This window comes from Bacillus sp. FSL W8-0519 (assembly GCF_038005585.1).
GTDB lineage: Bacteria > Bacillota > Bacilli > Bacillales > Bacillaceae_G > Bacillus_A > Bacillus_A paranthracis.
Genome location: NZ_JBBOTL010000001.1, coordinates 3,684,345 through 3,697,474 on the forward strand (window position 1 = coordinate 3,684,345; position 13,130 = coordinate 3,697,474).

The following is a 13,130-nucleotide window of genomic DNA, read 5'->3' on the forward strand; positions in this document are numbered from 1 at the left end:
TGAAATCGATTCTTTTATTACATTACCATACCGCCATCAACATTTAACGTTTGACCTGTAATATATTTGCTTTGATCAGAAGCAAAAAACGTTACAGCATTTGCGATATCTTGCGCTTCACCAAACTGAGCTGCAGGAATTAATTTTAACATTTCAGCTTTTATATTTTCATCTAATACGTCTGTCATATCTGTCGCAATAAATCCAGGAGCAATTGCATTTACAGTAATATTGCGGCTTGCTAACTCTTTTGCTGATGTTTTTGTTAATCCGATTACACCTGCTTTAGCAGCAACATAGTTTGCTTGTCCTGGGTTTCCCGTTACTCCGACAACAGAAGCGATATTTACAATACGTCCATGACGTTGACGCATCATATATCGAGATACTGCCTTTGTACATAAGAATACACCTTTTAGGTTTGTATTAATAACTGTATCCCATTCTTCTTCTTTCATACGCATTAATAAATTATCTTTTGTTACACCTGCATTATTTACAAGAATATCAACTTGTCCAAATACATCTACAGTTTGTTTCACCATATTTGTAACGTCTTCAGCATTTGCAACATCTGCTCTTACTGCAATTGCATCCGAACCTAATTTCTTTATTTCATCAACTACTTCATTTGCCTTTTGCTCGTTACCAGCATAATTTACTACAACATTTGCCCCTTGTTTTGCTAAATCAATCGCAATTGCGCGACCAATTCCACGTGAAGCACCCGTTACTAATGCTACTTTCCCTTTTAACATCAGTTTTCTCCTCTCAAATTCGAAATGGTATCTTGTAATGTCTCTTCATCGTATATCGCGTATGCTTTCACTGATGAATCAATTGACTTCATAAGTCCAGCAAGTACTTTCCCAGGTCCAATCTCAATAAATGTATCTACCCCTTGACTCACCATATATTCAATGGATGGATACCATAAGACAGGCGAATAGAGCTGCTCGATTAGCTTTTCTTGAATATGTGCACCACTTGTAATAACGTCTGCTGTTACATTTGCGATTACCGGAATATTCGTATCTTGAATTGTAATTTCATTTAAGACACTTTGGAATTTCTCCGCCGCTGGCTTCATAAGCGCAGAGTGGAACGGTCCACTTACTTTAAGCGGAATTGCTCTCTTTGCACCATGTTCTTTCGCTCTTTGAGAAGCAATCTCGACTCCTTGCTTTGTTCCAGAAATCACAATTTGCTTCGTACTATTCATATTAGCAATTTGTACTGCATACCCTTCACTTGTTACTTCTTCTGTAACTTGTTTCAGCATATGTGGATCAGCACCTAAAATAGCCGCCATTGCACCTTCTCCGCCAGGAACAGCTTCTTCCATATATTCCCCACGTTTCCTTACAGCATATACTGCATCCTCAAAAGTTAATGCACCTGCTGCTACAAGAGCGCTATACTCACCTAAACTATGCCCTGCGACAAAGTCTGGTGTAATATCATACTCTTTTAAAGCTGTCAAAATAGCAAAACTCGTTGTTAATAAAGCAGGTTGCGCATTTGTTGTTAACGTAAGCTTTTCCTGCGGCCCTTCAAAAATCACTTCTGAAAGTGAGTCTTGCAACACCTCATCTGCTTTTACAAATACATTTGCAACCTCTTTATTATTCTCTGCTAACTGTTTACCCATTCCAACTGCCTGTGAACCTTGGCCCGGAAAAAGAAATGCTAGTTTTCCCATTTCAAATCCTCCTCTTATTGGAGTGGCTCTTTCTCCATTACGCTTGAAATAGTAGGAATAACTTCTTTCGCTACCATTTCTCTCGTTTGACGAATCGCACTAAATATTGATTGGTCATTGGAAGAACCGTGAGCCTTAATGACAGGAGCTTTCAATCCAAATAACGCGGCTCCTCCATACTCCGAATAATCCATTTTATCTTTTAATACCATAAGTTTTGGTTTTAATACCGCCGCTGCTAATTTGCTCGTAAACGAACTCATTAACTGCTCTTTTAACATAGAGAATAATGCAAGTGCTGTTCCTTCTAATGATTTCAGTGCTACATTCCCTGTAAAACCGTCACATACAACAACATCTGCTACACCTTGCAATAAATCTCTTGATTCAACGTTCCCAACAAAATTAATTGGCGCATCTTTAAGCATTGCAAAGACTTGTTTTGAAAGCTCGTTACCTTTACCATCTTCTGTTCCAACGTTTAAAAGTCCAACGCGAGGATTTTTAATTCCTCTTACTTTCTCAGCGTATACAGATCCCATTACTGCATATTGATATAAATGAATTGGTTTTGCATCAACGTTCGCTCCAACATCTAACATAACAAAACCTTCTCCATCAACAGTTGGCATTGTAGGGGATAAAGCTGGTCGCTCAATTCCTTCCATACGACCTACAACAAACAATCCAGCCGCCATTAAAGCTCCTGTACTACCAGCTGATATACAAGCATCCGCTACACCGTCTTTCACTTGCTGCGCCGCAAGTACCATTGAAGCTTGTTTTTTTCGACGAACCGCTCTTACTGGTTCATCTGTCGATTCGATTTTTTCGTCTGTATGAAGTATAGTAATTCGTTCTTCACTCGTTAAGTATTGACGAATTTCCTCTTCTTTCCCCACTAACGTAATATGTAAATCAGAATATTCCTTAATAGCTTTCATTGCTCCTAGTACGACAGCCTTTGGAGCATGATCGCCGCCCATTGCATCTATTGCGATTTTCATAAGTTGTTACCTTCCTCACTATAATTACTAGATCGATACATTTCAAAAGTGCCTGTAAAAACAAGTTCTTCTCCAACGAAGCTACGCACTTTGACAACCGTCCGCCCTTTATCATTCTCTACATCTTCCACGCGCGCTTTTGCAACAACACGCTCTCCTAATTTTACAGGACGAATGTATCGAATGGTAGACTTTGCAGTTAAAGCTAATTCTTCATCAATAACCGCAACAGCTAGTGAGTTTGCTTGTGCAAACAAATGATGCCCACGGGCAATTTGATTTCTTTTAAATACGTGTTCTACCTTCACTTCAAAAATAGAAATCGCATGTCTATCTAATTCTATATCAATAATTTCTCCGACAACCTCTTCTAACGGTAAAGATTTCACATCTTCTTCATGTTGCTTTGTAGCTACATGTTTAATTCTTTCTCTTAATTCAGGAATAGATAATTCCATACGATCAAGACGTACAGTTTGTATACTCACTTGAAATTTTTCTGCTAAATCTTCATCCGTAATAAAAGGATTCGTTTCTATCGTTTGTTGTAATAATTCTTGTCTTTCTTTTTTACTTCTTCTTTTTTTCATACCGCACCATCCATTTTTATGACTAGGTACTAACAGTAGTATATAATCATTAAAAGTAGAATGCAACAAAAACTTTTGTTACCTCCCTTTAATCGAGCTTCTCTCCCTGGAACACACCTGTCCCGTCAAGATACGTACGCAACGACGCATATTGATCATTATGCCAAAACGCTTCTGAATCTACTAGTAACGCCGCATCTTGTCTAGCTGTTTCTAGCGCCCGATAATCATGTACCATATCAGCAACCTTGAATTCTGGTAAACCACTTTGCTTACTCCCAAAGAAATCTCCAGGACCTCGTAATTCTAAATCTTTTTCTGACAATACAAATCCATCATTCGTTTCGGTCATAATACGCATTCGTTCTTTTCCCGTTTCCGATTTTGGATCCGCGATTAATAAACAATACGATTGTTCACTACCACGCCCAACACGGCCTCTTAGCTGATGAAGCTGTGATAAACCGAAACGCTCTGCATCATAAATAACCATTACAGTCGCATTCGGTACGTTCACACCCACCTCAACAACTGTTGTCGACACAAGAATTTGCACTTTATTTTCACTAAATTGCCCCATTATCTCTTCTTTTTCTTGAGATGATAATCTTCCATGCATTAATCCGACTTGACATTTCCCCTGATAATGATGAGTCAGCATACTATGTAAGTCGATTGCATTTTGTACATCAAGTTTCTCAGATTCTTCAATTAGAGGACAAATAACATATGCTTGTCTTCCTTTTTTTATCTCTTTCTCTACAAAACCGAGAACACGATCTAACATGTCATGTTTTGCCCAGTATGTTTCAATTACCTTTCTACCAGCCGGCATCTCATCGATTATAGAAACATCCATCTCTCCAAATGCAGTAATTGCTAACGTACGTGGAATTGGTGTTGCTGTCATAAATAATACATCTGGACTTTCACCTTTCTCACGTAAAACTCGTCGCTGCGCTACACCAAATCGATGTTGTTCATCAGTAATCACGAGACCTAACCTATGAAAAATAACTTCATCTTGAATTAAAGCATGCGTTCCAACAAGGATATCTATTTCTCCTTGTTCTAATTTTGCCAAAATCTCTCGGCGTTTCACACCTTTAACTGAACTTGTTAACAATTCAACCTTCATACCAAAGTGCGAGAACGTCTCTGCGAGCGATTGATAATGTTGTTCTGCTAAAATTTCTGTTGGAACCATTAAAGCACCTTGATAATGCGCTAATTTCGCTGCATAAAGACCAATTGCAGCGACCACCGTTTTACCAGAACCTACATCACCTTGCAACAGACGATTCATTCGATAAGGAGATGTCATATCTTTCATAATTTCATCTACAACTCGGCGTTGCGCACCAGTTAATGGAAACGGAAGTGCATCGATAAACTCTTGCAATTCTTCTGAAGGAATTTCTTTTTTTGTCCCTTTCGAATTTTCCCTCTCCATTTTTCGTAACGTTTGCATTTTTAACTGAAATAAGAAAAACTCCTCATATACAAAACGGCGACGCGCTTGCTTCAAATCTTCCTGACCTGTTGGAAAATGCAACGCCCGAAGCGCTTCATAACGCGGCAATAATTTATATCGACTTAGCAATCCATCAGGTAACACTTCAACTATAGAATCTCCATACTCTTTTAACGCTTGTGCAATAAAACGGCGCATCTGTTTTACTGTAAGTTTCCCTTTCACTGAGTACACAGGCTCTACTTCTTGTTGACGTACAACCGGTCCAAAATGAAGTTCTGATACCGCAATCGTTTGACGATGCTGATCCCATTTACCAGTAATCGTTACCGTTTCATCTAAATTTAACTTCTGCTTATAGTACGGCCTATTAAAACATACAGCTGTAATTAAATAACGACCTACGAGGACACGAACCGTAAGACGCGACTTCTTCTTCCCATAATATTGCAGTAAAGGAGCACTATGAACTTTTCCCTCTACTGTTACACGTTCATCATGCTTTACTTCAGCAAGATCTTTCATCGCATAGTCTTCATAACGGTACGGAAAATGTTCTAATAGATGAGAAACTGTATAAATTCCCATCTCGTGTAGTAATTCAGATGTTTCTCCTCCGATTCCCTTTACATCCGTAACAGGAACTTGTACAACTTCATTCAAGATTCTCACGCTCCGTCACATTATTTTTTGATTCATTATCCATTAACATGATTGACATCTGTAATCGCTCTCTTTCACCCTATATATTCTATCATAGGCATTCTAAGAGAAACTACTCAAATCCCTCATAAACAACACGAAAGAAAAGAGCCTCACTATTAGCAGCAAGGCTCTTTTTTATCTTCAATATGCTAGCCTTTTGAATAAAAACTAGTAATAAACTTCATATTACTACTTATTATCCATTAGCAAGTAAGTAATCCATTTATTTTCAAAACGAATTTTTTCTTATTCTACAGAGAAGATGAAAGAATACACCGGTTGGTTTCCAGCATGTACTTCTACTTCTGCATCTTCAAAATTCTCTTCTACAAATTCAACTAATTCAGCTACCTCTTCATCAGTTGCATCTTCACCTTGTAGAATCGTTACGATTTCAGAATCTTCATCAATTAGTGCTTCTAGTAATTGCTTCGCAGCCCCTACTTTTTCAGCATTTGTTGATACGATTTTTCCATCTGCGATACACATGAAATCATCTTTTTGAATTGCCACACCATCAATTTCCGTATCACGTACAGCATACGTAATTTGACCTGTTTTCACATGAGATAAAGCTTCTTTCATGTTTTCTTCATTTTCCTCTAGCGTTCCAACTGGATTAAATGCTAACATTGCAGCCATACCTTGAGGAACTGTTTTTGAACGAACTACAATCACTTCTTGATCCACAACTGACGCTGCTTGTTCTGCTGCCATTACGATATTCCCGTTGTTCGGTAAAATAATGATTTTTTCAGCGTTTGCTTCTTCAATCGCCTTCACGATATCCTCAGTACTTGGATTCATCGTTTGGCCACCTTCGATAACTTTCGTCGCGCCAATGCTTTCAAATAAAGTTTTAATACCAGATCCCATAGCTACAGTTACGATACCGTACGGTTGTTTCTCTTTAGGCTGGCTAGTTGGCTCAGGCATCATAGCAGGCTCATCTAATAAAGCGGTATGCTGTTCACGCATATTCTCTACTTTAATCTTGATTAAACTACCGTAACGTTGTCCGTAGTTCATAGCGTCTCCAGGATGTTCTGCATGAATATGAACTTTTACAATTTCATCATCAGATACAACTAGTAGTGAATCACCATACACACTAATATCTTCACGGAATTTTTGTTCAGAGAAATTATGTTCTTTCACTTTATCAGCTTCTAATTTCACCATGAACTCCGTACAATATCCATACTTAATATCTTCTGTACTCAATTGGCTTTGTACACTACGGTGATGTTCTGCGCGCACCATTTCATTCATAGATGGTTGGGCAGGTGCATCAGAAGAAATCGTTTCTCCTTTTAAGTCAGCTAAAAACCCTTCGTAAACTACTACAAGACCTTTACCACCGCTATCTACAACGCCAACTTGTTTTAATACAGGTAATAAATCTGGCGTACGATTTAACGATGCATTTGCTTCTTTCACAACGTCTTCCATAAACAAAACAAAGTCGCGCTGTTTTTTCGCAACTGTTACTGCATATTTACCCGTTTCTCTTGCAACCGTTAAAATCGTTCCTTCAATCGGTTTCATAACCGCTTTGTAAGCCGCCTCTACTCCAGCTTCTAAAGCTGCAGCAAAATCAACTGTTGTTAATTCTTCTTTTTGTTCAATGGATTTCGAGAAACCACGGAACAACTGAGATAAAATAACTCCAGAGTTACCACGAGCTCCCATTAATAATCCTTTGGCTAAACTTACGCCGACTTTACCAGCATGTTGTGAAGGATTTGCTTTCACTTCACGTGCGCCTGAAGTCATAGATAAGTTCATGTTTGTACCGGTATCGCCATCTGGAACTGGAAATACGTTTAATGCATCAACAAGCTGAACATTATTCGTTAAATTATTCGCTCCTTGAATGATCATTTGTGATAAACGTTTTCCATCAATTTTTTGAATTGACACAGATTTTCCTCCTTAATGCACATTACAAGTTTATTACTTTAACTCCTTGTACGTAGATGTTTACAGAATCTACTGCTAGTCCTACAGTTTGATCTAATGTATATTTCACTTTCGTCTGCACGTTATGTGCTACTTCTGAAATTTTCGTACCATAGCTCACAATAATATACATATCAATATGTACTTCATCTTCATCTTTACGAACAATAACACCTCTAGTGAAATTTTCTTTTCGTAAAATGTCTGTTAATCCATCTTTTAACTGATTTTTTGATGCCATACCTACGATACCGTAGCAATCTACCGCGGCACCTCCAGCAATTGTTGCAATTACATCTGTACTAATATCAATTTGACCGTACTTCGTTTTAATTTCAATTGACATCTCGTTTTCCCCCTTCATAAATGGTGAAAGTGAGTTAGACTACTTTAGTTACTATCATATAATCTTTTTAAAGAAAATTCCATCGTTCTTTCTTTTTCACTCTCATATTTTATGTTGAAAACTACACTTTTTTATGATGAGCAAAATAGTCCATTGTTATTATACAACATGTATCACTATAATATGTCAAGCAATTTTTCTTGATTTCAACTTTTCTTCATTGACATATAGTGTCAAGTAATTTTTCTTGATTTCTTTTTTCTACAGTGTTGCATTCTCTTTTTAGTTGTGTTAAATTATAGTAGTGTTTTTAGCATCGCATAAAAGACTAACATTGAAAAATTACGTATGGTAAGGTATCAAGGGAGGGAAATATAAATGGCTCGTGTTTGTGCTATTACTGGAAGAAAAGCTCGTTCTGGTAACTCTCGTTCTCACGCAATGAACGCTACAAAACGTAAGTGGGGCGCTAACCTTCAAAAAGTTCGCGTACGCATCGACGGAAAAGTTCAACGTGTTTACGTTTCTGCTAGAGCATTAAAATCTGGCAAAATCGAACGTGTTTAATAATAAAAAAAAGAGCCGCTAGGCTCTTTTTTTACTATACCAATGGAAAAAGCACCGGTAATAGGTGCTTTTTTTAATCTTTTTTGAAGGTATTTAACATGGCACGAACAATTCCACCAAGAAATTTAGGTAACTTAATTGTATAAAATCTCATGGTTTCCCTCCTAATCCCCATTACTCCACTTGGTCACTATATGATGTAAGGAGCAAAATTGTTTCTTTAATCAGTGCTTCTTATCACCATTAATATGCCAGAAGTAAATGAAAAAGTACCTTTTTCCTCAACGAGTTCATTACTAATACAAAGTGTGGATCCCCACTCTATTTTTTTATTCGTTAGAGGATATTTAAAACCAAGTAATGTAATCCCTTCCACTATTTCAGTAACAGGCACAAAAGATACATAAGGGAAATTTTTATTTTCTTCAATTATATGTGTACCTACTCTTTTTACACTTATTTCATTTTGATTGTCTACAATACACATCTCTATTCCTACTTCTAATCCTTTTAAAAGCATTTGTATATTCGCTAAACCGTGATCAAGTCTTCCGCCAGTAGCACCAAAAATACGAATGAGTGCCGGCTTTTGTTCTAACGCCCAGTTAATCGCAATTTCTAAATCAGTTTGATCTTTTTCACGAGGAACAATATGTAAATCATTTGTTTGTTGCCCCATCCATGCTAATTCTTCTTCCGTAACCGAGTCATAATCTCCAAACGCAACAGCAGGAGTAATACCTCTTTTTAATAAACGATATACTCCTCTATCAACTGCCGCCCACACTACTTTCTCATTTTCATATGAAGAAAAATCTGCACAATATTCCGCGGGTCCTCCCGCTAAAATATGAATAATCATGTTTCCTTCCCCTTCTATTGTAAAAAGGCAATCTGCCATTCGGTAGATTGCCTTTTTATATATTTTTTCTCTACCCTTTATAAATAGTGAAAACTTACTACACTAGAAGATTCACTGGGATAAAGACCCGTTCATTCATTATCCACGAATGACACGAATTGCTTCACCGCGGTCTTTTTGATTGTATACTGCTGACCCAGCTACAAGTACATTTGCTCCTGCTTCTACACAAAGTCTTGCTGTTTCAGCGTTTACACCACCATCAACTTCAATTTCTACTTCTAGATTGCGCTCTTTAACCATTTCTGCAACTTGTTTAATTTTCGGTAATACAGAATGGATAAATTTCTGCCCACCAAATCCAGGGTTTACTGTCATAAGTAATACCATATCAATATCTTCTAATACATGCTCAATCACTGAAACTGGCGTATGCGGATTTAATACAACTCCTGCTTTAATGCCATGAGATTTAATTAACTGAATTGTACGATGCAAATGAGGGCACGCCTCTACATGAACAGTAATAATATCCGCTCCCGCTTTTGCGAAAGTCGGGATATAGTTATCAGGATTTTCAATCATTAAATGTACATCTAACGGTAACGATGTGATCGGACGAATTGCTTCTACAATTAATGGTCCAATCGTAATATTTGGTACGAAATGTCCATCCATTACATCGACGTGAATGTAATCCGCCCCGCCTTTTTCTACATCTTTAATCTCTTCCCCTAATTTTGAAAAATCTGCTGATAAGATCGATGGTGCAATTTTAATCATAACTAATACCTCGGCTTTCTCTCTCTAATTTCTTCTACAAATTGTTTGTAATTCTTATAACGATATTCTGTAATCTTCCCCTCTTCAACCGCAGCCTTCACAGCGCATTTCGGTTCAGAAAGATGTGTACACCCTCTAAATTTACAGTATTGGCTCGCTTCTTTCAACTCTGGAAAACAATATGTAAGATCTTCTACCTCTATATCTATGAAATCGAGTGAACTAAAACCAGGTGTATCTGCAACTAGTCCGCTTCCAATCGCAATTAATTCTACGTGTCTTGTCGTATGTTTCCCGCGTCCTAAATGTGAGGAAATATCATTCGTTTTCAGTTCTAATTCTGGACGTAAGACGTTAAGCATAGAAGATTTTCCAACACCAGATTGCCCCGCAACGACGGAAACACAACCTTCTAAGAATGGTTTTAAAATGTCAATACTTTCCGATGTATTTATAGAAGTAAATAATACATCATATCCCATCTCACGATAGTCATTTGCATAAGATTCAACAGTCTCTCTCATTTTTTCATCCACTAAATCCATCTTACTAATGCAAATAATCGGCTTAATGTTATGATATTCAATCAGCACTAAAAATCGATCTAACAGTCCCGGATTAAAATCTGGTTCTACTGCAGAAAATACGAGTATCGCTTGATCAACATTAGCAATAGGAGGCCTAACAAGTTCATTTTTTCGATCAAATACTTCAAGCACGTATCCTTCACTTGGATTATCAGCCTGAAAAACAACTTGGTCTCCTACCAATGGTGTAATTTTATTTTTTCTAAACACACCACGCCCGCGACATTGTGTAATCCCTTCTTCATGCTGCACATAATAAAATCCACTTAGAGCTTTTACAATTTTTCCTTCTGGCATATAATTCTCCTTTATTCTGTATAAAGTGAAGCTGTAATTCCTATTGAATGGATTATCATTCTTTAAATAAAGATTTCAAAACCCGTCATATATACAAGTTAATACGTTTAATCTACCATTAAATTTAAAATATTATTTATAACAGTATCACTTTTATAGCTTTTTGAACCATATATTTTTGCCTGTTATACGGTCCACTATATGTAGACAGCATAACAGGCAGGAGTAATACATTCCATTCCCTCTAGAAAGAAAATGGAATTCATTATTATTGAGTTGGATATGGTACTTCTTTGTCAATAATCGTTACACCATCTCGTACAATTTTATAGTGTCCTTTTGTACCTTCTTGAATTACAAATTCTAATGAAATAGTTGCCGACTCTGAAATTGTTCTAGTTTCAATTGGTCTATCCATTTTTTGTTGCATATCTTCTTTATAAATTTCTATCGTTTGCGGTTTTTTCTCACCTATTATAGAAGACTCATACGGAATAGAAATATTATCCACTTTCACTGTTTTCGTTACTTTCGGCTTAGGACCATCTGAAATAACAATCGTCACTTTATCTCCTTCTTTTAACGGCGTTCCTGGTTTTGGAGATTGCGAAATTACAAGTCCTTTATCAACAGTATCGGAATACTCTCGTTTTATATCTGGAGTTAGTTTCCTCTCATTCAAATAACCATTGACACTATTTTCAGTCCATCCTGAAAAGTCACCTGGTCTAATTTGATAAGGACCTTTACTTACCCAAATTTTCAGGTCTTGTTCCGCCTCTACTACCATTTGATCTGGCGTCGGAATTTGCTCAACGATTTCACCTTTTGGTCTATCATTTTCAATATAATTTATTGTAACTTGTTTATATTTTTCTTCTAATTCAGACCTTATGCTCTCAAAATCTTTCCCTGTAAGATCACTCATCTTACTTTTCTTTTTTCCACCTGATTGATAGATAGTAATTTTAGAGTTTTCTTTCACGACTCTTCCTGCCACAGGGTCTGTTTTTATGACATCACCAGTTTCAACATCATCTGTATATACAATATTAGGTTCCGTAACCTCAAAACCTTTTTCAACTAATGTATTTACTGCTGTCGTATATTTCATACCAGACACATCAGGGACTTTTACATCTTTTGGAATAAAGAATCCTGGAATAACAGTAAGCGCTAACGTTATTCCGATTGCTAAAAGTAAAAATATTGTAATTAAAATTTTGAGCCATTTATTACTTCGTTTTTTCTTCTTATTTAAATCCGTTTCTTCTTTTCTTGTCTGTTCATCCACTTTACTTCCTTTTAAAACAATTGTTTCATCAGTAACGTTTTCAAATAATTGTTCTTGTTGAATAATCGGAATCGCTTTTGTCGCTTCCATATCTTCCGGTATGTAAAATGGCTGCTCATTTATCCTCTCTGGATATAGCGCCGTTTCAATATCTCGTTTCATCGCATTGGCAGATTGATATCGATGAAACGGATCTTTCGCAGTTGCCTTTAATATAATATTTTCGACACTTTGCGGAATATTTTCATTCCATCTTTTTGGAGACGGAATTTCACTTTGTAAATGTTTTAAAGCTATAGCAACAGCAGATTCACCAGAAAACGGTTGTCTTCCTGTTAACAACTCAAACATAACAATCCCTAGGGAATAAATATCTGATTGTTTATTTGCTATCCCGCCACGTGCTTGTTCTGGTGATAAGTAATGCACCGAACCGAGTACTGAATTTGTATGTGTAATTGTTGTTGCACTTGTAGCTGTCGCAATTCCAAAATCTGTTACTTTTATTACTCCATCAGCTCGAATTAAAATATTGTGCGGTTTAATATCACGATGCACAATTTCAAAATGATGGGCGTGTGCCATGGCGGATGTTAACTGCTCCATAATATCAAGAGCTTCTCCTATCGATAACATCCCTCGCTCAATTATGTATTGCTTCAATGTTTGTCCTGGTACATACTCCATTACAAGATAATATATACCATCTTCTTCTCCGACATCATACATATTCACAATATTTGGATGCGACAACGTTGTAACAGACTGCGCTTCTCGATGGAAACGTTTAATAAACTCTTCGTTATTTGAATAGTCGAGTCGTAATATTTTTACCGCTACATCCCGGCCCAGTATATCATCATGAGCTAAATATACATTGGCCATTCCACCGCCACCAATCATTTTCAGCAGCTTATAACGGTCATTTAAGCGTTTTCCAATCAGCACGTTGCA

The 13,130-nt window shown here is 37.0% G+C and carries 13 protein-coding genes; 1 reads left to right on the plus strand and 12 read right to left on the minus strand.

Annotation, left to right across the window (positions count from 1 at the left end; all coding sequences use genetic code 11):
- Nucleotides 1-17: 17 nt before the first annotated feature.
- From fabG to NST14_RS19200, 7 genes are all read right to left on the minus strand, one after another.
- Nucleotides 18-758: a 3-oxoacyl-[acyl-carrier-protein] reductase gene (fabG, locus tag NST14_RS19170; RefSeq protein WP_000911784.1), complete on the minus strand. Its 741-nt coding sequence runs from the start codon at nt 756-758 to the stop codon at nt 18-20.
- A complete protein-coding gene (gene fabD, locus NST14_RS19175) occupies nt 758-1,702 on the minus strand; it encodes an ACP S-malonyltransferase (protein WP_103141515.1) in 945 nt (314 codons plus the stop codon). Before fabD ends, fabG begins: the two co-directional genes overlap by 1 nt.
- A 14-nt stretch (nt 1,703-1,716) precedes the next feature.
- On the minus strand, nt 1,717-2,709 hold the full coding sequence (gene plsX / locus NST14_RS19180; protein ID WP_000684108.1) for a phosphate acyltransferase PlsX: 993 nt from the start codon (nt 2,707-2,709) through the stop codon (nt 1,717-1,719).
- On the minus strand, nt 2,706-3,299 hold the full coding sequence (fapR, locus tag NST14_RS19185) for a transcription factor FapR (protein ID WP_000747352.1): 594 nt from the start codon (nt 3,297-3,299) through the stop codon (nt 2,706-2,708). The genes plsX and fapR overlap by 4 nt, the downstream gene beginning before the upstream one ends.
- An 88-nt stretch (nt 3,300-3,387) precedes the next feature.
- On the minus strand, nt 3,388-5,436 hold the full coding sequence (gene recG / locus NST14_RS19190) for an ATP-dependent DNA helicase RecG (protein WP_001006882.1): 2,049 nt from the start codon (nt 5,434-5,436) through the stop codon (nt 3,388-3,390).
- 288 nt (nt 5,437-5,724) lie between these two features.
- A complete protein-coding gene (locus NST14_RS19195; protein ID WP_000027110.1) occupies nt 5,725-7,401 on the minus strand; it encodes a DAK2 domain-containing protein in 1,677 nt (558 codons plus the stop codon).
- Between the two features lie 22 nt (nt 7,402-7,423).
- The gene (locus NST14_RS19200) at nt 7,424-7,786 is read right to left on the minus strand and encodes an Asp23/Gls24 family envelope stress response protein (protein ID WP_000021109.1); all 363 of its coding nucleotides are present in this window, start codon (nt 7,784-7,786) and stop codon (nt 7,424-7,426) included.
- A gap of 378 nt (nt 7,787-8,164) precedes the next feature.
- On the opposite strand from NST14_RS19200, the gene rpmB reads away from it, so the two are divergent.
- Complete coding sequence (gene rpmB / locus NST14_RS19205; RefSeq protein WP_000124776.1) at nt 8,165-8,353, plus strand: 50S ribosomal protein L28; 189 nt, start codon at nt 8,165-8,167, stop codon at nt 8,351-8,353.
- Between the two features lie 73 nt (nt 8,354-8,426).
- Here the strand turns inward: rpmB and spoVM are convergent, their stop codons facing one another.
- The 5 genes from spoVM to prkC form a co-directional block, all read right to left on the minus strand.
- Nucleotides 8,427-8,507, minus strand: coding sequence for a stage V sporulation protein SpoVM (gene spoVM / locus NST14_RS19210; protein ID WP_001213599.1), 81 nt, complete (start codon nt 8,505-8,507; stop codon nt 8,427-8,429).
- A gap of 66 nt (nt 8,508-8,573) precedes the next feature.
- Nucleotides 8,574-9,254, minus strand: coding sequence for a thiamine diphosphokinase (locus NST14_RS19215; RefSeq protein ID WP_001998094.1), 681 nt, complete (start codon nt 9,252-9,254; stop codon nt 8,574-8,576).
- Between the two features lie 99 nt (nt 9,255-9,353).
- Nucleotides 9,354-9,998 (minus strand): ribulose-phosphate 3-epimerase, encoded by a 645-nt coding sequence (rpe, locus tag NST14_RS19220; RefSeq protein ID WP_000589966.1) that lies wholly within the window; start codon nt 9,996-9,998, stop codon nt 9,354-9,356.
- Between the two features lie 2 nt (nt 9,999-10,000).
- Entirely contained in the window at nt 10,001-10,882 is an 882-nt protein-coding gene (gene rsgA / locus NST14_RS19225; RefSeq protein ID WP_001113936.1) for a ribosome small subunit-dependent GTPase A, read from the minus strand.
- Between the two features lie 268 nt (nt 10,883-11,150).
- Nucleotides 11,151-13,124, minus strand: coding sequence for a serine/threonine protein kinase PrkC (gene prkC, locus NST14_RS19230; RefSeq protein ID WP_000904769.1), 1,974 nt, complete (start codon nt 13,122-13,124; stop codon nt 11,151-11,153).
- Nucleotides 13,125-13,130 lie beyond the last annotated feature (6 nt).